This window comes from Caballeronia sp. LZ035 (assembly GCF_031451175.1).
Taxonomy (GTDB): Bacteria; Pseudomonadota; Gammaproteobacteria; order Burkholderiales; family Burkholderiaceae; genus Caballeronia.
On sequence record NZ_JARUXS010000002.1, the window covers coordinates 1,457,316 to 1,476,262 of the forward strand.

The window sequence follows — 18,947 nt, forward strand, 5'->3', positions numbered from 1 at the left end:
GCGGGCATGACGGTCACGTCATACCCGCGCCTCTCCCCTCGCCTGCCTCTTCGATCCTCGCGTCATAAGCTCGACGCGCACGCCCTGATATAGATCGAACAATCCATTCGTTTGAACGCTGCTTCGGCTGACTTATGGTCGTGCCAGTGCCGCGCGCCAGTTTCATCGCGCGCGCGGTCGCATGATCCGTCACTGTAGGGAGCTCATACGCATGGCTGAAGCAGACCTTGCCGAGGTCGAACACACCGGCCGCATCGATCTGGCCGCCGCGCATCGCATCGCGGTGATGCAGGACTTGCACGAAGGCATCGCCAATCATTTCTCGCTGTCGCTGCCCGATCCGCGCGGACGCTTTCTGGTCGCGCCCTTCGGACGTCACTGGTCCGAGATCAAGGCGAGCGACTTCCTGACGCTCGACTACGATGCGCAGCGCATCGCGGGCGAAGGCGTCGTTGAGCAATCCGCGCTGTGCATCCATCTGCCGATTCATCAGTCCGATCCCGTCCGGCACGCCGCCGTGCTGCACACCCACATGCCCTACACGACAGCGCTCACGCGTCTGGCCGATCAGCGTCTGCTGCCCATCGGCCAGGCGGAGTTGCTGTTGCTGCGCCATATCGCCTACGACGACGAATACAACGGCCTCGCCTACGACATCGACGAAGGCCGGCGTCTTGCACGCCGGCTGGGCGACAAGAGCATTCTGTTCCTCGCGAATCACGGCGTGATCGTCACCGGTCGCAGCGTCTCGCAAGCCTACGACCGGCTGTATCTGCTCGAACGCGCGGCGCGCTTCCAGGTGCTCGCGTATTCCACCGGCAAGCCATTGAGGTTGCTGTCACAGGAGCAGCAGGACCTCGTGCACCGTCAATACACCGAGCACGCGCGCGAGGGCGCTGCGTGGTCCGGACGTCCCTATCACGTCGAGCATTTCGAGGCCCTCAAGCGGCTCGTCGATCGACACAACCCTGGCTACGAACATTGAGCGACGACAGCATGACATCCAGACACGATCGACCCGCATCATTCAACCGTCGCAAGCTCATGGCGGGTGGGCTTGCCGCCGCAGCGGGCTTCATGATCGGCGGCCCGGCGCGCGCCGCGACGGTGCTGCGCGTGGGCGACATGAACTCCATCGGCTGGAAGGCGTTTCTCGAAGCCTCCGGCGAAGCGAAGAACCTGCCGTATGAAATCGAATGGAGCAAGTTTCCGGCAGGTCAACAGGAACTGCAAGCCTTCAATGCGGACGCGCTCGATGTGGGCCAGACCGGCGACGTCGTGTTTCTCTTCGCCTACGCCGCCGGCTGCCCGGCGCGCGCGGTCAGCGCCATCACCTTCGCGCCGAGCTTCATTCCGTTGCTCGCTCAACGCGATTCAGGCATCAAACGCGTGGCGGACCTGAAGGGCAGGAAGCTCGCGGTGAACGCGGGCGGCGGTCCCGAACTGATGACTTACGGCCTGCTGGAAAAGGCGGGCCTCAAGCGCAGCGACGTGAACATCGTGTTCCTCGATCCCACCGCAGCGAAACCGGCTTTTGCATCCGGCGCCGTCGATGCCTGGCTCACCTGGGCGCCCTACTCGACGCTTGCGATCCAGCAGAACGGCGCCTATCCCATCGCCAATCTGAGCGATGTACCGAACCTCTTCAGCGGCAACAACTTCCTGCTGGTTCACGAGAAGGCGGCGCGCGACAAACGCGATGCGATCCGCGACTTCCTCGCCCGCAGCGAACGCGCGCAACGCTGGGCGCTCGCCAACGTCGATGCAGCCGCTGCCGCGCTCGTCAAGGACACGAAGCTCGATCCCGCCACCGCGCGTTCCCTGCTCGCCGACTTCAAGCCGACGCCCGCGCCGCTCAACGCAGACGTGCGCCGCGCGCTGCAACAGTCGGCCGATGGCTTCTATCGCTACGGCATGATCAAGCAGTCGATCGGCAATATCAGCGCAGCCTTCGACGGCCAACTCGCGACCACCGCCTGAACCTTCACGGAGATTCGTCATGTCTCATCCAACGATCGCCGTCGATGCGCCACGCGAGCCGCTCGCACGGCGCAGGCCGCGGGTTCGCTGGCAGCGCTTCGCGGTCCCTGCCGCACTGCTGCTCGCGTGGGAGCTTGCCGCCACGACCGGCTTCGTCAGCGAGCGGCGTTTCTCGTCGCCTTCGCAGATCGCCGCCACGCTATGGCAACTCGCGGCCAGCGGCGAGCTCGGCATGCATCTGCTCGCGTCGCTGGCGCGTGCGGGCAGTGGCCTGGCCATCGGGCTCTCGCTCGGCGTGGCGCTCGCGCTGCTGGCCGGCCTCTCCCGACGCGGCGAAGACGCCGTCGATGCCCTCCTGCAAATGGCCCGCACCCTGCCGCACCTCGCGCTCGTGCCGCTGTTCATCCTGTGGTTCGGCATCGGCGAGACGCCCAAGGTTGCGCTCGTCGCGCTCGGCTGCATGATTCCCGTGTATCTCAACCTGTTCTCGGGCATTCGCGGCGCCGATGCAAAGATCATCGAAATGGCCGGCACGCTCGGCCTCACGCGCACCGAACAGATTGTGCATATCGTGCTGCCGGGCGCGCTGCCTTCGTTTCTCGTCGGCCTGCGCTATTCGCTCAGTATCGCGTGGCTCTCGCTGGTGGTGGGCGAGCAGATCAATGCGTCGAGCGGCATCGGTTATCTCGCGATCAATGCGCAGAACTTCATGCGCACCGACATCATCATGGCGTGCCTGCTGATCTACGCGCTGCTCGGTCTCTTCACCGACGCCCTCGTGCGCGCCGCCGAACGGCGCTTGCTGGCGTGGCGTCCCGCGGTCATCAAGGACTGAGTCATGGCGACCTACACCCCAACCGAACCGCTGATCCGCGTGCGTCAACTGACGCGGCGCTTCGGCGAGCACACCGTGCTCGACCGCCTCGATCTCGACATCGAAGCCGGCGCCTTTGTTGCCTTGCTCGGACGCTCCGGCTCCGGCAAGTCCACCTTGCTGCGCACGCTTGCCCGTCTCGACAGCGCGCCCGCCGGCACCGTCCAGATACCCGACAAGCGCGCCGTGGTGTTTCAGGAACCGCGTCTGGTGCCATGGAAGACGGTCGAACAGAATCTTGCGCTGGGTCTGCGCAAGCCAGACGCACGCGTCGTGATTGCCGCGGCGCTGAAGGAAGTCGGCGTTGCGCACCGGCTGGATGCGTGGCCGCTGACGCTGTCGGGCGGCGAAGCGCAACGCGTGGCGCTTGCACGAGCGCTGGTCCGCGATCCGAAAGTCTGGCTGCTCGACGAACCGTTCGCCGCGCTCGACGCACTCACCCGCATCCAGATGCAGCGGCTGATTGCGAAGGTATCGAAGGCGCATGACGCGACGGTGCTGCTCGTCACGCATGACGTCGATGAAGCGCTCTTGCTCGCGGACCGCGTGGTGATGCTGGAGCATGGCCGCATTGGCAGCGACATCGAGATCGATCTTCCGCGTCCCCGCAGTCCTACTGATCCCGCCTTCGCCGCGTTGCGCGAACGTCTGCTGGCTGCGCTCGGCGTGGCCGCTGAAACTGTCTGAAGCTCCTTTACTTCATTTGAAACCGTGACCACATCTCATCTCGAACTAAGCGATCTGCGCGCCCTGCTGCCGTGGGTCGCCGAACAGGAAGCCACTCCGCACCGCGACACCGCCGCCTTCAAGGCAACGATGCAGCGCCTGAAAGACGCGCGCCTGGGCGCATTGCGATTGCCGCGCGAACGGGGCGGCGCAGGCATCACGCTCGTGCAGTTGTTCGACTTCATCATCGATCTCGCCGCCGCCGATCCCAACGTCGCGCATGCGTTCCGCAATCCGCTGAACTTCGTCGAAGGTCTGTTGATCGATCGCGCGCGCGTGCCGGTCTATGAGACCTTCATCGAACGGGTCGCGCGCGGCGAGACGTTCGGCGCGTCGGCGACGGAACTGGGCAAGCGCAACGTCGGCAACTTCGACTACGAGACCGCCGTCACGCATGGCCCGGACGGCCTGCGCCTCAACGGCCGGAAGTTCTACAGCACGGGCAATCTGTATGCGGACCATATTCACGTCTATGCCGTCGATGCCCAAGGCAAGCCGGTCAAGGTGGTTGTACCGGCAACGCGCGCAGGCGTCCATATAGCGGATGACTGGGATGGCTTCGGCCAGCAGTTCACGGCGAGCGGAACGACCACGTACACCGACGTACGCGTGACGCCCGACGAGATCATCGACAACGAGAACGTAACGAAGCTTCCCTATGTCGCGACGTTCGCGCAGCTGTATCTCTCGGCGGTCGTGGCGGGTGTGCTGCAACGCGTGGTCAAGGATGCCGCGCTCCTGTTGAAGTCGCGCGAACGCAATTTCTATCACGCAGTCGCGGAAGTGCCGGGCGACGATCCCTTGTTGCTGAGCGTGATCGGACGGCTTGAAAGCGTCGCGCATCTGGCGCGCGTCGGCGTGCTGGAAGCGACGCACTGGCTGGAACGCGGCTTCGCCAGCGCGGCAGCGGGCGATGTCTCGTCGCATGCCTTCGAACAGGCGGCGGCGAGCACGGCGAAGACCAAGGTCGTCATCGACGATCTGGCCATTCGTGCCGCGGGGGAGCTGTTCGAAGTGGGCGGTGCTTCGAGCACGCGCATCGGCAAGCGGCTCGATCGGCACTGGCGCGCATTGCGCACGGTGACCGCGCACAATCCGCTGATCTACAAGGCGCTGGCAATAGGCCGGCAAGCGACGCACGACACGCCGTTGCCCAACCTGTCCTTCTTCTGATCCTTGCAACACAACGCCGGCAGCAAGCCGGCGTTGTCGCAACAACAACATCATCCCGCGCGCACGCGTTCACGCAGCGTCGCGTGTTCGTAGGTCTCCGGACGCAGACCGCGCCGCTTCAGTTCAGGCACGACAAGATCGACGAACTCATCCATGCAGGCCGGCAACGCATGCGTGATGCAGATGAAGCCATCGCCGCCGCCTTCGTTCAGCAGCGTCTGCAACTGATCCGCCACCTCGGCCGCCGTGCCGACCACATGCGGCCCTTGACCCGCCGCGAAGTGCCGCGCAATCTCGCCAAGCGGCGTGTCCGGCGCGAAGTCCTCGGTGATGGTCGCGAGATGCCCGCGTATGCCGCTCGTCCCGCCGATATCCGGAAACGGCGCGTTTGCATCGAAGCGCGAAAGGTCTGTGTTGAGAAAGGCCGAGAGCATCGTCAGGCCCGCTTCCACCGTCACGTTGTCGCGAATCGCCTGTTGCTTCTGCAACGCTTCTTCGCGCGTCTGCCCGACGATCGGCACGATGCCCCACAGGATGCGCACGTCATCGGCATCGCGTCCGGCCTGCGTCGCTTCGCCCTTCACCTTGTCGACGAACTCGCGCATGCCGCGCGCCGAATGCCGCAAGCCGAACACGAGATCCGCGTGACGGCCCGCGAAGGCCGCGCCCGCGCTCGACGATCCCGCCTGCGCGATCAGCGGCCTGCCCTGCGGCGAGCGTGGCACGGTGAAGCGTCCGTGGCTCGAAAAGAACTCGCCGTCGAAGCTGATCTTCGCGACCTTCGAGGGATCCGCGAACACCCCCGATGCACGGTCCGCGAGAATGGCATCCGGCTCCCAGCTATCCCACAAGGTCTGGCACAGACGCAGATACTCGTCGGCACGACGATAACGCGTGTCGTGTTCATCGAGCGCCTGACCGAACTGGCGTGCTTCGGGCTCGCCGGCTGTCGTGACCAGATTCCAGCCGACGCGTCCTTCGGTCAAGTGATCGAGTGTCGCAAACTGGCGCGCGACCCAGTACGGCGGCAGGAACGCGGTGCTCAAGGTCGTGATGAGCCCGACATGCTGCGTCACACGCGCCATGATCGACACCAGCGGCAACGGATCATGACGCGGACACTGCACGGCCCAGCGCAGCGTGTCGTCGCTGTCGCCGCGGTAGGTTTCGTAGATGGAGTAGGAATCGGACAGGAAGATCGTGTCGATGCCGCCGCGTTCCGCCGTGCGCGCGACATGCTCCCAATACGGCGCGCGATCGTAGCGAAAGCCCTGGAACGAGCGCGGCAGCCGCCATTGCCCGACCGTATGCGGCGACGCCGAATGCGAGAGAAAGAATGCCAGCAGCACGGTCCGCCTCCTTGTCAGCGCGTGGACACATTGGGACGCTCGACGCCCAGCACATGCCGCGCGACGATGCCCTTCTGCTTGTCGACGGAATCGTGCAGCGAGAGCGTGCGTGCATTGCGCCAGTGCCGGTCCGCCGCCACGCTGCGGGTGGCCGAGCGTGCGCCGCCGATCTGGAACAGGCGCGAGCCCGCTTCGATCGAACTGCCGCTCGCATGCACCTTGGCCTGATACACGGCGACGAAGACATCGGCGATATCCGCCTCACCGCGCGTGAAGGCGTCCATCTTGCGCGCCGCCTCGGCGATCAGCGCACGGCTCGCCGAAAGCGCGATGCGCACGTCCGCGACATGCGCGTGGAGCGCCGGTTCCTCGGCCGCGCGCGCATAGCCGTTGGTCGGCTTCTGAACCTGATGGATGAAATGCAGCGTATCGTCGAGCGCCGCTTCACCGATGCCCGCGAGAATCGCTGCGAAGCCGAGTTGATAGAACGGCGCGAAGATGGCCGCTGCCGGCACGCTCGCCGGATTGCCGACGATCTGTCGCGCATCGATGATGGTTTCGTCGACAATCAATTTGCCGCTGGTCGTCGAACGCTGACCGATGCCGTCCCACGTATCCAGTACGCGTACCGCTTCATGCCCACGCGGCAGCACCACCAGCACGGACTCGGGCGGACGGTTCGGATCGTCGCTCACCGTCGCACACTGGAACAGCGCGAAGCCGCATCCCACCGAGCCCGTCGCGAAGGCCTTCTCCGCCTTCACGCGCCAGCGGCCATCGGCGAGACGTTCGGCGCTGGACTTGATGTTGATGCGCTTGTTGTCGTAGGTGAAGCGCTCATCCGGTTCGGCGGCCGTGAAGCAGAAAGTCGCGCCGTGCTCGCGCACCGCCTGCGCCACTTCATCGACCAGCGCGGTTTCGCCCAGCAGTTCGAGCGAGAACAGCGCGCCCGTCTGCACGGTGAACAACTGCGCCGTGTTGCTGCAAGCGCGGGCAATCGCAGTGACGGTATCGAAGTAATGCGCGAAGCTCGTTGTGCGGCCGAAGTCCGCGCCGCCGCGTGCGCTCGACAAGCCCGCAGTCAGCAGACCGGCTTCGTGCAGCGTGCGAATCTGCTCGTACGGATAAGACGCGGCTTCGTCCACTTGCGCCGCACGTTGTTTCAGCAGCGGCGTCGCTACGTCGAGCGCGCGTTGCAGGCGCGCGGGAACATCGTCGAAATGTGCGGGGTCGATCTGGTTCATCGCCATGCTCCTCGTCTTGTTAGCGGCCCGACACGATGGTCCGGTTCCACAGGTCCTGCGCGCGTTCATGCGCAGCCCAGAACGTGTCCCAGTTCGGGTGATAGAGCGTCTTCGCCTGCTCGGGCTTGTAGATGAGCTTGGCGGCCAGTTGCGGATCGCCGTCGATGACCGGCGTCAGCAGGCGATTGGTCGGCCCGTAATAGAAGTCCGTGGCATTGCCGAGCTGATACAGCGCGCCGTAGATCTCGTTGAGGAACTGCGCGGCGAGTTCCGGATGCGGCGTGCCCTTCACGATATCCGCCGTCGAGGCAAACGCAATCGATCCTTCTTTCGGACGCACCGCGCGCGCAGGCTTGTAGGCGTCCTGCAACGCATACGCACGGCCATCGGCGATGACGGTCAGCCAGATATCGCCCGACTTGATGAGCTGTTCCGCCTGTTGCGAGGTCTGCCAGAAGGTGCGCGCCTTGACCTTCGCAATCTCGGCGACGGCCTTGTCGAGATTACCTTCGTCGCCGCCATTGAGACGCGAGGTTTCGATCAGCAACGCGCGCCCCGCGCCGTTCGCCAGATCGGGCAGCGCGACGTGTCCCGCGAGCTTCGGGTTCCACAAGTCTTTCCACGAGGTCGGCGCGGGAATGCCCGCCTGCGCGAACTTGTCCGCGTTGTAGACGAAGATCGCCGACACGAAGTCGAAGTCCGGGCCATAGCCTTGCGCGTTCTTCGCTTCGTCGAAGGCGAAGCGCGTGTTCGGCACCTTCGCCGGATCGAACTTCTGCAGCACGCCCGCCTTGATGGCCTGCGCGCGCACGTCGCCGTCGAGCAACACGACGTCATACGGCACGTTGCGGCCGTTGGCGGCAATCAGTTTGGCGACGTGATCGATCGACGCGCCGTCGATGAACTGCACCTTCACGCCGGTCTTGTTGGTGAAGATGTCGCCCGCATACTTGATCTGCGTCTGCGTGGACTTGCCGCCCCACGACGACACGCGCAACACGACGTCTTTCTGGTCGGTGCCTTGCGCCTGCGCGACGTACGTAAACAGAGAGGCGACCAGCGCCAACGCGAGTTTGCCGAATACTTTCAAAATGAGCCTTTCTTTGATAAGCGGATGGAGGGATGAAGCGCACTCAGCGCCGGGAAAACAGGCGTTCGAGATGGAAGAAGCGGTTGAGCACGAGCGCGAGCACCGCCCAGAAGGCGACGATCAGCGTGGACAGCGCGGTGATGGCGTTGTCGAACTCGACTTCCATCGCGTTGAAGAGCTTGACGGGCAGTGTCGGACGGCTCGGGTCGCCCATGAACCATGCGACCACGACATCGTCGAAGGACAGGACGAACGCGAACAACATGCCCGCGATCACGCCCGGCGCGATGAGCGGCGCCGTGATGCGCCAGAACACCTGCCAGGGCGTGGCGCCGAGGTTCTGCGCGGCTTCATCGAGCGCGATGTCGTAGTGCGCGAAGCTGGCGATCACGGCGCGGACCACGAGCGGCAACGTGAAGACGGCCTGCATCAGCACGATGGCAGCCGTGGTCCCGTTCAGGCCGATGTCCTGAAACTGCGCGGCCAGCATGAAGAACTTGAAGCCCGCCACCGCAATGACGATGGTCGGCACGCCGAGCGGCGCGACACACAGCGCATTGACGAGGCCGCGTCCCGCGAAGCGTCCGCGCACGATCGACAGCGCGAGCGGCACGCCGACGGCGGTAGCGAGCGCCGTCGTCGCCGCGCCGAGCCAGACGCTGTAGCGCAGCGCGTCGTACCAGCCGGGCGCGATGCCGCGATACCAGGCGAGCGTCCAGTCGCTCGGCGGAAACGCGAGCGCGCCGCTCTTCGAGAACGATGCACCGACAATGCCGACGAACGGCAGCAGCAGGAACACCGGCACCGCGAAGATGGCGATGCGCAGCAGCCATTTCGGCACGAGGGAAGCGACGGCGTTCATGTGCGTGCTCCGCTCACGCGCAGCGCGAGCCACATCGACGCGAGCGCGGCGAACATCGTGAGCATGGCGGCCGTGGAGCCGACGGGATAGTTGAGCACGCTATGCATCTGTTGATCGATATAGAGCGCCATGAACATCACGCGATGCCCGCCGAGGATTCCCGGCGTTACCAGCGCGCTGATTGCGGCCATGAAGACCATCGACGCACCCGCCGCGAGTCCCGGACGGCACAGCGGCAGCACCACGCGCATGAAGGCTTGCGCGGGCGTTGCGCCGAGATTGATGGCGGCCTCTTCGAGCGCCGGATCGATCTTGCGGATCGCACCGGTCAGCATCAGCACCATGAAGGGAAACTCCACGTGCACCATGCCGATCAGCGCGCCGGTGGTGTTGAAGATCCATTCGAGCGGCGTCTGGATGACGCCGAGCGCGAGCAGCACGCTGTTGAGCATGCCGTGTTCGGTCAGTACCGGAATCCAGCCGAGATTGCGGATCACCGCGCTGATGAGCAAGGGCAGCACGGTGACGAAGAGCATCGGTGTGCGCCAGCGTGAGTGCGTGCGCGCGAGCCAGTAGCTGAACGGAAAGCCGCCCACCGCGCAGATCAGCGCGGTCGATGCGCCGAAGCCCAGCGTATCGAGCAGGATGTGCAGGTAGTACGCGTCCGACAGGAAGCGCACGTAGTTCGCGAGGGTCCAGGCGTCATCGACCCGTCCCATCGAGCCACCGCCATGCAGCGACAGCACCAGCAGATAGCCGAGCGGCGCGACGAAGAACACGCCGAGGAACGCGAGGCCCGGCAAGGCGAGCGCGCCATAGGCCGCCTGCCGCCGCCGTTCGAGGGAAGGCTGCGCAGGCGCACGGGCGAGGTCCGTTGCGACGAGCAGCGTGTCGTCGCTCATGCGGACACCTCGTCGTGCAGCAGGACGCCGTCGCCGCGATCCCAGCCGAGCGCGACATGCTCGCCGGGCACGGGCGCCGCGCGGCCAGTGGTGCGCACAATGAGCGGATCGCCCATGGAGGTACGGACTTCGAGATACCAGCCGTCGCCGGCATAGGTCGCCAGTTCGACGCGGCCCTGCACGCGGTTCGCCGCGCCTTCGCCCAGGGTGATGCGTTCCGGCCTGAGCGCCAGCAGCAGCGGATCGCCGGGCCGGGGCGCGGGGCGGCCTTCGAGATCGACCTCGAAGGTCTCGGAGGACTTCGCGCGCACATGCAGGAGGCCGGCGCTGTCCACGTGCAACGCGGCGACTTCGAGCAGATTGATCTTGCCGATGAAACTCGCGACATGGCGATCCACCGGCCGGTCATAGAGTTCCTGCGGCGAACCGATCTGACCAATGACACCCTGCCGCATCACCACGATGCGATCCGAGAGACTGAGCGCCTCGTTCTGATCGTGCGTGACGAAGATCGTCGTGATGCCGACTTCGCGCTGGATGCGCTTGATCTCGGCCTGCAATTCCTCGCGCAGTTTCTGGTCGAGCGCGCCGAGCGGTTCGTCAAGCAGCAGCACGCGCGGATTGATGATCAGCGCCCGCGCCAGTGCAACACGCTGCTTCTGTCCGCCCGACAGTTGCTCCGGATAGCGATCCGCATAGCCGGACAGGCGCACGAGCGCAAGCGCTTCGGCCACGCGCGTCCTGATCTCCTTGCCCGCCAGCTTGCGGATGCGCAGACCGAACGCGAGATTCTGCGCCACCGTCAGGTGCGGAAACAGCGCGTACTGCTGGAACACCATGCCCGTGTTGCGCCGGTGCGCGGCCACGCGCGTCACGTCCTCGCCGCCGATATGCACCGACCCCGCATCCGGCTGCACGAAGCCCGCGACCATGCGCAGGCAGGTGGTCTTGCCGCAGCCGCTCGGGCCGAGCAGTGTGAGAAATTCGCCGTCGCGCACGGCGAGCGAGACCGTATCAACGACAGGTGCGCCGCCATAGCGTTTGACGACGTTATGCAGCTGGACAGTTGCCATGATGAATCCTTGTCAGCGCGACGCGTTCAAATCGCGCGGTAACGCGCGCCCGGATGGGTGTCACGCAGATGCGGCCCGCGCCCCGCGAACAGCTTCTCGCGCAAGGTGCCCTCCGCGTAGGCCGTGCGATAGCGTCCCCGGTTCTGCAACTCGGGCACCACCAGATCGACGAAGGCATGCAGGCTTTCCGGCATCACGGTGCGGCGCAGATTGAAGCCGTCGACGCCGGTTTCATCAGCCCAGGCGATGAGTTGATCGGCCACCTCGGCGGGACTGCCGACGATGAACGGCCCGCGCCCGCCCGTCTGATCGAAGCGCGTCATGTCGCGCGGGGTGATGGGTCGGCCGGCCCGTTTCGTCAGATTCTCGACCGTCGATTGCAGCGCGTTGCTCTTCACATAGCGGATCGGTTCGTCGAGATCCATGGCCGCGAAGTCGATGCCGGTCCATCCCGACACCAGCGCCAGCTGCCCGAGCGTATCGACGTATTCCGCGTATTCGGCCTGCAGCTCCCGTGCTTCCTGCGACGTCCGCGCCACCACCACCGTTGCACCGAGATAGAGCAGCAGATCGTCGGCGGCGCGGCCGGCTTCGACGGCTTGCGCGCGAATGTCACGCGCCGCCGCCGCGACGATGGCGGGCGTCTGGCCTTCGAGGAATACGCATTCGGCATGCTTGCCCGCGAACGCCTTGCCGCGTCCGGACGCGCCGGCCTGATACAGCACCGGCGTGCGTTGCGGCGAGGGCTCGACGAGATTGAAGCCATCGACGCGGAAATACGGTCCTTCATGTTGCACACGACGAATCCGCGACGGGTCCGTATAAGGCTTGCCCGCACGCTTGTCGCGCACCACGGCGCCTTCCAGCCAGCTTCCTTCCCACAGCTTGTACGCGGCTTCCAGGAAGTCTTCGCCCGCGGCATAGCGTTCGTCGTGTTCGCGCGCCTTGTCGAGTCCCATCCCGCGCGCCGCGCTTTCCAGATAGCCGGTGACGACGTTCCATCCCGCGCGTCCGCCGGTCAGATGATCGAGCGTCGAGAAGCGTCGCGCGAACTGGTACGGATGCTCGTAGGTCAGGTTGGCGGTCACGCCGAAGCCCAGGTGCTTCGTTGCATGTGCCATCGCGGGCACGGTCAGCAGCGGATCGTGCGAGGGCGATTGCGCAGCCGAAAACAGCGTGGCGTCCACGCCGCCGCCGTAGACATCGTAGATGCCGAAGACATCCGCGAGAAACACGCCGTCGAACAGGCCGCGCTCGGCAGTCTGCGCCAGCTCGACCCAGTAGCCGAGCGTGTTGTGTTCGAGCGAGCGGTCGCGCGGATGCCGCCAGAATCCGGCCCACGAATGCGCCGGGGCATTCATGTGAAATGCGTTGAAATGCAGATGTGTGGTCATGTGCGGGCCTACGGTCAGTGGTCAGCGCCGACGAATTCGGAGCCATACAGACTAGGAGAGCGGGGGCCTGCATCCAACCAAGTTTGTCTGCTAAGGAAAGCGCGTCTCGGCTGCATTGGGCATGGCAAGCCCGATGGATAACTTAGCCACGCGACGGTCGGAAGCTTTCGCGGAATGATCCGTTGGTTCAGTTCGCGTGACCGAGCACCATGGCAGGCTTTCAGCCACGGTGACTTCAACCATGTCCAGTCAGGATCACGAACACTTCAACGACCGCGTGTACTGGGTCACGGGCGCTTTCGGCGCGCTCGGCGCAGCCACCGTGCGGCGGCTTGCCCAGGCGGGCGCGCATGTGGTGGCGTCGTCGCGTCATGTCGACGACACGCTGTTTGCCGACTTGCCGCGCGTCGTGCCCTTGTCGGTCGATGTTGCCGACGATGCACGCGTGCGCGATGCATTCAGACAGATCGAAGAGCGCTTCCAGCGTCTGGACGGCCTTGTGCTGAGCACGAATGTCGGCGCGTTCGGCGACTTCCTCGACCTCACCGACGCCGACTGGCAACGCGTCATCGATGCGAAGCTGCTCGGCTCCGTGCGGCCCATACGCGCTGCGCTGCCGCGCTTCATTGCGCAGGGCAAGGGGGCGATCGTCGCGATCTCGGGGCGCGGTGGCATCGCGCCGCCGCCGAATCATTTTCCGGGTTCGAGTGTGAATGCAGCCCTCGACCTGCTCGTGCAGGGACTCGGGCGCAAGTACGGGCCGCATGGCGTGCGCGTCAACGCCGTCGCGCCGGGGCCGATCCAGTCACCGCGTTTCGCGTCGATGGCATCGGGACAGGCCGACGCGGAACCCACGCGTCTCACCGCGCTCGATGGCCCCGGCACGCCGGAAGACGTCGCGGCGGCGGTCGCTTATCTGTTGTCGGATGAAGCGCGCTTCGTCACCGGGACGCGGTTGTATGTGGATGGCGGCGGGCCGCCTTATGCGTGATGCGTGGTTGGGTTAGCGAACGTTCAGCCGCCGAAGCGTGACATCGAGAAAGGATCGAGTTCGGGCGCGGGTTCGCCGTGGATGGCCTTCGCCAGCAGACGCCCGGTGGTCGCGGAGCCCGTCAGTCCAAGGTGCCCGTGACCGCAAGCGAGCCATAGCCGGGCGTGACGCGGCACGGCGCCGAGCACCGGCATCGAGTCCGGCATACAGGGCCGGTGGCCCATCCAGGTGCTCGATCCACCCAGCAGATCGAGCGACGGCAAGCCTTCCTTCGCATGCCGTGCCAGCAACGCCGCGCGATGCGGATTCGCTTCCTTTACCAGTCCGCCGAACTCGACCGTTCCCGCAATGCGCAAGCCGGTGTCCATCGGCGTGATGAACACCTTGCGGTCGGTCAGCACGATGGTGCGCGACAGGCGCGTGCCGCTCTCCGGCACATGGACGTGATAGCCGCGCTGCGACTCCAGCGGCAGACGCAGGCCAAGCGGCGCGAGCAAGTGCGTGGACCAGGCGCCCGCTGCGACGACCACATCACGCGCGAGGAGCGTCGAATTGTCGGCGAGTGTCAGCGCCCAGCCTTGTGACTCGGGACGCATTGCCTTCACTTCCGTGCGCCTGAAACTCGCGCCTGTCTGCACGAGGGCTTGCGCAATCGCAAGCGCATAGCCATGCGGGTTGAGCACCGAGTGATCGTTCTCGACGAACAGGCCCAGCGTGTAGTCCGGTGAAACGTCGGGCTCCATGTCCTGAATGTCGCCGCCCGACAACCGCGTGAGCTTCGCGCCATGTTCGGTCTTGAGCGCCCAGCCGAGCGCGTCCTTGGCCAGTTGCGCATCCGACCGGTAGAGATGCAGTTGCCCCGTTGTCCGCAAGCCGGCGGCATAGCCGACTTCTTCCGCGAGTTGACGGTGATCCGCTTCGGCACTGTCGAAGAATGCACTCAGCGAGCCTGCAATCTCGCGCACGCGGCTTTCACCCGCCGATCGCACGAAGCGCCAAAGCCAGCCCGCCGCATGAGGCAGGTAGGACGGCGGGAGATAGAGCGGGCCGTCCTCGTCACGCAGCATCGCCATGGCGTTCTTCAGCACGCCCGGCATGGCGAGCGGCGCGACCGAATGGTAAGAGAGTGCGCCGGCATTGCCCATCGAACATTGCGACGCGGGCTCGGCGCGATCGATCAGCGTGACGCTGCGGCCCCGCTTGCGCACATGATGCGCGACCGCCAGGCCAACGATGCCTGCGCCGATGACGGCGATGTCGGTGGAAACGGAAGATGAAGGCGTGCTGGGCATCGAAGAGAGAGAGGTGAACGCGGCGATCAAGACTCTAGCATCGCCGCGTCACCCTCACCGCCGCGACTTACTGCATGCCCTTCGTCGCGGCCAGGTCCTGCGCCATCTTCAGATGCTTCTGGATGGTGGGCAGCGCCTTTTGCGCGGCCTTCTTGAGATCGGCGTTCTGGCCTTCCTGCGCCTCCTTCTGGAATGCGGCAACGGCCTTTTCATGCCCTTCCACGCCGACCTTCTGGACATACATCTTGTCGAACTCCTTGCCCTTCAGCGGCTTGAGGGCATCGATTACCGAGGTATCCGAGTTGTCCTTCGGCACCGCGACACCATGCGGCGCGGCCATCTTGAGCTGCAAGGTCAGCTTCGTATGGTCGATCATCATGTGATGCGCGAAGTTCTTCACGTCCTTGTCCTGCGATTGGTTCGTGGCGAGCTTGGCGGTATCGATCTCCGTGGAGCTGGATTGGGTGGCGGCCTGGACAAACGCCTTGTCGACCTCCGGCAGATCGTTTGCCTGCGTGGTGCTGGCGGCCTGCGTTTGTGCCATGGCTGCGAGCGGCGTCATGCCGATCAGCGCGGAAGCACACAAGGTCATCAGGGCGGGGCTGGCTTTCATGAGAGTCTCCTCGATTGAACATTCACATTGGCTCTGATGCAACAGCAATGGGAATGCCACGTCGTCTGCACTGCGCCCGCTTGCCTGCTTGCTTGCCTGCACAAAAAAAGCCCGCTGAAACACCGCGGGCCAATGCCATCTCACCGTCACGTCCCGGAGCGGGGACATCCAGCATCAAGCAACGCGCGGACCTGGCCGCTTCAAAGCAACCGCGACAGGAACGGCAGCAGCACCGGCACGACGAATGCCGTCAGGATCCCGTTCAGCCCCATGCCGAGTCCCGCGAACGCGCCCATCTCCTCGCTGACCTGAAAGGCGCGCGCCGTACCGATCCCATGCGACGCCACGCCCAGTGCGAAACCGCGCGCCTCGACCTCGGTCACGCGCAGCAGGTTGAGCAGACCTCGCGCAATCACCGCGCCGAACACGCCCGTCGTGATGACCAGCACCGCCGTCAACGAAGGCACGCCGCCTATCTCCTTCGCAACCGCCATCGCGATGGGCGTCGTCGCCGACTTGGGCGCGAGCGAGGCGATCGACTGATGCGATGCGCCGAGCAGCTTCGCCACCACCACCGCCGAGACGATCGCCGTCAATGAACCCGCGACGAGACTGACGACAATGGGTATTGCCAGCCGCTTCAGATTCGGCAACTGGCGATAAAGCGGCAGCGCCAGCGCGACGGTCGCGGGTCCGAGCAGGAAGTGCACGAACTGGGCGCCGTCGAAATAGGTGTCGTAGGGCGTCGCGCTCGTCTTCAGCACGACGACGACGATCGCCACGGCAATGAGCACCGGATTGGCAAGCGGATTGAAGCGGCACGCGGCATAGATGCGCTGCGCGATCAGATAGGCGAGCAGCGTGATGGTGAGTCCCAGCAGCGGCGTGGCCGCGAGGTAAACCCAGATTGCGCCGAAACGGGGAACCGGGATCACGCGCGTCCTCCTGTCGGGTCGGAAAGATCGCGCTGACGCCGCAGCATCGCGCGCATGACGAGCGCGGTGACCGTGATAGCCAGCGCAGTGCTGATGGCAACGGAGAGCACGACGGCCAGCATATCGCCACGCAGCGCGCCCGCCGACACCATGATGCCGACGCCCGCCGGCACGAACAGCAGCGACAGATGACGAAGCAATTCGAGCGCAGTGCCTTCGAGCGCAGCGGCTTGCGTGGGACGCAGCGTCATCCAGGCGAGCAACAGCAGCATGCCGACCACGGGGCCGGGAACGGGAAGATGGAAGAGGTAGGCAAGCCCTTCTCCGAGACACTGGAAGACGAGCAAGGTGGCGATGGCGGCAAGCATGATGGGGGCCTCGGGCGTGGGATAGGTCGTGACACCTGTCCCGCGCTCGGCGCATGCACGACATGCACGGCAACACGCACGTGGCGGCCGCACCGGCCGAATGCGGGGCGACCATTCTACTGCCGCGCGGATGTTGCGCACGAAGTCAGTCCGCAGAAACCTCCTGCCCCTGCACCAGCTCGATGAACTGCTTCAGACAGGGATTGCGATTCGCGCGCGACCACACGAGCACCTGCTCGACGAACGGTGCATCGACGAGTTCGCGGAACACGACGCCGGCCAGCCTCGACTTGCTCATCGAACGCGGCACGAGCGCCACGCCCGCTTCCTCGTTGACGAGGCTCAGTACGGTCTGCTGCAACTGCACCTCGAAGCCGACGACAGGCTCGAAGCCACCGGAGCGGCAATGCTGATCGATGACGGCCCTGAACTTGGGCGCCACTTCTTCCATGGCCAGCACAAAGGTTTCTTCCGCGAGCTGCGCGATCCTGATACGCCGCTGTTTCGCCAGCCGATGCCCACGCGGCAGCGCCACGCACAACGGCTCCGAGAAGATGGTCTCGGTCGTGAGGCTTTTGTCGAAGATGCCGGGAAACATGATGGCCGCGTCCAGACTGCCATCGACGACCCGTTGCGACAGATCGTTCGATACGACCTCGCGAAGACTCACATCGACATCGGGACAGGCCACGCTGAAGCGGCGCGCATAACCGGGCACCACGCTATAGGCGGCGCACATCGTGAAGCCCAGCGACAACGCGCCCGCCGTGCCCGCCGCCGCCGCCCGGCAGTTCGTCTGCGCCTGCTCCAGCGCGGCGAGCACGGCCTTCGCATCGATATAGAAGCGCTCACCGGCGGCCGTCAACGTCACGCCGCGCGGCCCCCGTTCGATCAGCCTCACGCCCAGTTCCTTTTCGAGCGCGATCAGCTGCCGGCTGAGCGGCGGCTGCGACAGGTGCAGCCGCGCCGCTGCCCGCCCGAAATGCCGCGTCTCGGCGAGCACCACGAAGTACCGCAAACGCTTGAAGTCGATCATCGATGCAAAAAAGGTGTCGAAAGGGGTCGAAGACGGTATTGGATTGTATCGCTCCTAGGGATTACCCTTGCTTCGTTCTCTCTTTCTCGATAACTGCACCATGCTTTCGACGCTTGGGATCCTGCTTCCCGTCTTCGCGCTCATCCTGGCGGGCTTCGTCTGCCGCAGGCGTGGCGTGCTTGGCCCCACTGCCGCATCCGAACTCAACCGCTTCGTGGTCTGGCTGGCCTTGCCTGCATTGCTGTTCAATACGATGGCGCATGCCACGTGGAAGCAACTCGATCAACCCGCGTTCATCGCGGTCTTCAGCATTGCCGGGGGCGTGACGTTTCTGCTGATCCTCGCCTACCGGATGATCGGCGGCCTGCACCTCGCGGACGCGAGCATCGACGCCATCGCAGGCGCCTATCCGAATACCGGCTACGTGGGCTTTCCGCTGTGCCTGATGGCATTCGGCCCGGAGAGCCTGACGCCGACCACCATCGCCACCATCCTTATTGCGTGCGTGCTGTTCGCCATTGCGATCGTGCTGAGTGAACTGAGCCTGCAAGCCGAGCGGCGGCCGCACAAGCTCGCCAGCAAGGTACTGGTATCGCTGGGCAAGAATCCGTTGATCGTGTCGCCGCTGGCCGGCGTGTTGTTCTCGGCTGCGCATGTCGCGCTGCCCGACAGCGTGGTCGCGTTCCTCAAGCTCCTGAGCGGTGCCGCGAGTCCCTGTGCATTGGTCAGCCTTGGGCTGTTTCTCGCCGAGCGCAGGGCCGCGGTCGCCACGCAACGCAGTGCACTGCTTCTGACAGGCACCAAGCTGCTGCTGCAACCGGCACTTGCATGGTGGCTGGCCGCACGCGTCTTCTCGATGCCGACGCCGATGGTCAACATGACGCTCGTCCTCGCCGCCTTACCCACGGGGACGGGACCGTTCATGCTGGCGGAGTTTTATCGACGGGAAGCGCAGGTGACGTCACGCACGATTCTCTTCACCACGCTCGCCTCGCTCGTCACGCTTTCGATCATCCTCGTGTACGTTCGGTCGGGCGCTTAGTGC

At 65.1% G+C, this 18,947-nt stretch carries 19 protein-coding genes; 7 read left to right on the forward strand and 12 right to left on the reverse strand.

Annotation, left to right across the window (positions count from 1 at the left end):
- Nucleotides 1–211: 211 nt before the first annotated feature.
- The 5 genes from QCE88_RS22280 to QCE88_RS22300 are packed head-to-tail and all read left to right on the forward strand — an operon-like array spanning nucleotide 212 to nucleotide 4,753.
- Complete coding sequence (locus QCE88_RS22280; protein ID WP_309906176.1) at nucleotides 212–985, forward strand: class II aldolase/adducin family protein; 774 nt, start codon at nucleotides 212–214, stop codon at nucleotides 983–985.
- Between the two features lie 11 nt (nucleotides 986–996).
- Nucleotides 997–1,980 (forward strand): aliphatic sulfonate ABC transporter substrate-binding protein, encoded by a 984-nt coding sequence (locus QCE88_RS22285; protein ID WP_309906178.1) that lies wholly within the window; start codon nucleotides 997–999, stop codon nucleotides 1,978–1,980.
- A 19-nt stretch (nucleotides 1,981–1,999) separates the two neighbouring features.
- Nucleotides 2,000–2,815, forward strand: coding sequence for an ABC transporter permease subunit (locus tag QCE88_RS22290; RefSeq protein ID WP_309906180.1), 816 nt, complete (start codon nucleotides 2,000–2,002; stop codon nucleotides 2,813–2,815).
- A 3-nt stretch (nucleotides 2,816–2,818) separates the two neighbouring features.
- A complete protein-coding gene (locus QCE88_RS22295; protein ID WP_309906182.1) occupies nucleotides 2,819–3,541 on the forward strand; it encodes an ABC transporter ATP-binding protein in 723 nt (240 codons plus the stop codon).
- Between the two features lie 24 nt (nucleotides 3,542–3,565).
- On the forward strand, nucleotides 3,566–4,753 hold the full coding sequence (locus QCE88_RS22300) for an acyl-CoA dehydrogenase (protein WP_309906184.1): 1,188 nt from the start codon (nucleotides 3,566–3,568) through the stop codon (nucleotides 4,751–4,753).
- A 50-nt stretch (nucleotides 4,754–4,803) separates the two neighbouring features.
- On the opposite strand, the gene QCE88_RS22305 is transcribed toward QCE88_RS22300, so the two are convergent.
- From QCE88_RS22305 to QCE88_RS22335, 7 genes are read right to left on the reverse strand one after another with little or no spacing between them, the layout of a single operon-like run.
- Nucleotides 4,804–6,102 (reverse strand): NtaA/DmoA family FMN-dependent monooxygenase, encoded by a 1,299-nt coding sequence (locus tag QCE88_RS22305; RefSeq protein ID WP_309906186.1) that lies wholly within the window; start codon nucleotides 6,100–6,102, stop codon nucleotides 4,804–4,806.
- A 14-nt stretch (nucleotides 6,103–6,116) separates the two neighbouring features.
- Complete coding sequence (locus QCE88_RS22310; RefSeq protein ID WP_309906188.1) at nucleotides 6,117–7,346, reverse strand: acyl-CoA dehydrogenase family protein; 1,230 nt, start codon at nucleotides 7,344–7,346, stop codon at nucleotides 6,117–6,119.
- 19 nt (nucleotides 7,347–7,365) lie between these two features.
- On the reverse strand, nucleotides 7,366–8,436 hold the full coding sequence (locus tag QCE88_RS22315; protein ID WP_309906190.1) for an ABC transporter substrate-binding protein: 1,071 nt from the start codon (nucleotides 8,434–8,436) through the stop codon (nucleotides 7,366–7,368).
- Nucleotides 8,437–8,479: 43 nt separating this feature from the next.
- Nucleotides 8,480–9,298 carry an ABC transporter permease gene (locus tag QCE88_RS22320; RefSeq protein ID WP_309906192.1) on the reverse strand — a complete coding sequence of 273 codons (819 nt, stop codon included), beginning with the start codon at nucleotides 9,296–9,298 and terminating at the stop codon, nucleotides 8,480–8,482.
- Entirely contained in the window at nucleotides 9,295–10,200 is a 906-nt protein-coding gene (locus QCE88_RS22325) for an ABC transporter permease (RefSeq protein WP_309906194.1), read from the reverse strand. Before QCE88_RS22325 ends, QCE88_RS22320 begins: the two co-directional genes overlap by 4 nt.
- Entirely contained in the window at nucleotides 10,197–11,273 is a 1,077-nt protein-coding gene (locus QCE88_RS22330) for an ABC transporter ATP-binding protein (RefSeq protein WP_309906196.1), read from the reverse strand. Before QCE88_RS22330 ends, QCE88_RS22325 begins: the two co-directional genes overlap by 4 nt.
- Before the next feature lie 26 nt (nucleotides 11,274–11,299).
- A complete protein-coding gene (locus tag QCE88_RS22335; protein WP_309906198.1) occupies nucleotides 11,300–12,667 on the reverse strand; it encodes an LLM class flavin-dependent oxidoreductase in 1,368 nt (455 codons plus the stop codon).
- Nucleotides 12,668–12,908: 241 nt separating this feature from the next.
- Between QCE88_RS22335 and QCE88_RS22340 the strand changes: the two genes are divergently transcribed.
- A complete protein-coding gene (locus QCE88_RS22340; RefSeq protein WP_309906200.1) occupies nucleotides 12,909–13,658 on the forward strand; it encodes an SDR family oxidoreductase in 750 nt (249 codons plus the stop codon).
- Nucleotides 13,659–13,681: 23 nt separating this feature from the next.
- On the opposite strand, the gene QCE88_RS22345 is transcribed toward QCE88_RS22340, so the two are convergent.
- The 5 genes from QCE88_RS22345 to QCE88_RS22365 all read right to left on the reverse strand — a co-directional run bounded on the left by QCE88_RS22345 (nucleotide 13,682) and on the right by QCE88_RS22365 (nucleotide 17,902).
- Nucleotides 13,682–14,980 (reverse strand): FAD-dependent oxidoreductase, encoded by a 1,299-nt coding sequence (locus tag QCE88_RS22345; protein ID WP_309906202.1) that lies wholly within the window; start codon nucleotides 14,978–14,980, stop codon nucleotides 13,682–13,684.
- 37 nt (nucleotides 14,981–15,017) lie between these two features.
- Nucleotides 15,018–15,542 (reverse strand): DUF4142 domain-containing protein, encoded by a 525-nt coding sequence (locus QCE88_RS22350; protein WP_309906569.1) that lies wholly within the window; start codon nucleotides 15,540–15,542, stop codon nucleotides 15,018–15,020.
- Between the two features lie 221 nt (nucleotides 15,543–15,763).
- Nucleotides 15,764–16,498 carry an LrgB family protein gene (locus tag QCE88_RS22355; RefSeq protein ID WP_309906204.1) on the reverse strand — a complete coding sequence of 245 codons (735 nt, stop codon included), beginning with the start codon at nucleotides 16,496–16,498 and terminating at the stop codon, nucleotides 15,764–15,766.
- Entirely contained in the window at nucleotides 16,495–16,866 is a 372-nt protein-coding gene (locus QCE88_RS22360; protein ID WP_309906206.1) for a CidA/LrgA family protein, read from the reverse strand. Before QCE88_RS22360 ends, QCE88_RS22355 begins: the two co-directional genes overlap by 4 nt.
- Before the next feature lie 145 nt (nucleotides 16,867–17,011).
- Entirely contained in the window at nucleotides 17,012–17,902 is an 891-nt protein-coding gene (locus tag QCE88_RS22365; protein ID WP_309906208.1) for a LysR family transcriptional regulator, read from the reverse strand.
- Nucleotides 17,903–18,002: 100 nt separating this feature from the next.
- On the opposite strand from QCE88_RS22365, the gene QCE88_RS22370 reads away from it, so the two are divergent.
- Nucleotides 18,003–18,944 carry an AEC family transporter gene (locus QCE88_RS22370; RefSeq protein WP_309906210.1) on the forward strand — a complete coding sequence of 314 codons (942 nt, stop codon included), beginning with the start codon at nucleotides 18,003–18,005 and terminating at the stop codon, nucleotides 18,942–18,944.
- Nucleotides 18,945–18,947: the final 3 nt, after the last annotated feature.

Bases quoted from the DNA above. Each gene is read 5' to 3' on its own strand.
- QCE88_RS22280 (WP_309906176.1), top strand. From the start codon at position 212: ATGGCTGAAGCAGACCTTGCCGAGGTCGAACACACCGGCCGCATCGAT.
- QCE88_RS22285 (WP_309906178.1), top strand. From the start codon at position 997: ATGACATCCAGACACGATCGACCCGCATCATTCAACCGTCGCAAGCTC.
- QCE88_RS22290 (WP_309906180.1), top strand. From the start codon at position 2,000: ATGTCTCATCCAACGATCGCCGTCGATGCGCCACGCGAGCCGCTCGCA.
- QCE88_RS22295 (WP_309906182.1), top strand. From the start codon at position 2,819: ATGGCGACCTACACCCCAACCGAACCGCTGATCCGCGTGCGTCAACTG.
- QCE88_RS22310 (WP_309906188.1), bottom strand. From the start codon at position 7,346: ATGAACCAGATCGACCCCGCACATTTCGACGATGTTCCCGCGCGCCTG.
- QCE88_RS22320 (WP_309906192.1), bottom strand. From the start codon at position 9,298: ATGAACGCCGTCGCTTCCCTCGTGCCGAAATGGCTGCTGCGCATCGCC.
- QCE88_RS22325 (WP_309906194.1), bottom strand. From the start codon at position 10,200: ATGAGCGACGACACGCTGCTCGTCGCAACGGACCTCGCCCGTGCGCCT.
- QCE88_RS22330 (WP_309906196.1), bottom strand. From the start codon at position 11,273: ATGGCAACTGTCCAGCTGCATAACGTCGTCAAACGCTATGGCGGCGCA.
- QCE88_RS22335 (WP_309906198.1), bottom strand. From the start codon at position 12,667: ATGACCACACATCTGCATTTCAACGCATTTCACATGAATGCCCCGGCG.
- QCE88_RS22340 (WP_309906200.1), top strand. From the start codon at position 12,909: ATGTCCAGTCAGGATCACGAACACTTCAACGACCGCGTGTACTGGGTC.
- QCE88_RS22350 (WP_309906569.1), bottom strand. From the start codon at position 15,542: ATGACCTTGTGTGCTTCCGCGCTGATCGGCATGACGCCGCTCGCAGCC.
- QCE88_RS22360 (WP_309906206.1), bottom strand. From the start codon at position 16,866: ATGCTTGCCGCCATCGCCACCTTGCTCGTCTTCCAGTGTCTCGGAGAA.
- QCE88_RS22365 (WP_309906208.1), bottom strand. From the start codon at position 17,902: ATGATCGACTTCAAGCGTTTGCGGTACTTCGTGGTGCTCGCCGAGACG.
- QCE88_RS22370 (WP_309906210.1), top strand. From the start codon at position 18,003: ATGCTTTCGACGCTTGGGATCCTGCTTCCCGTCTTCGCGCTCATCCTG.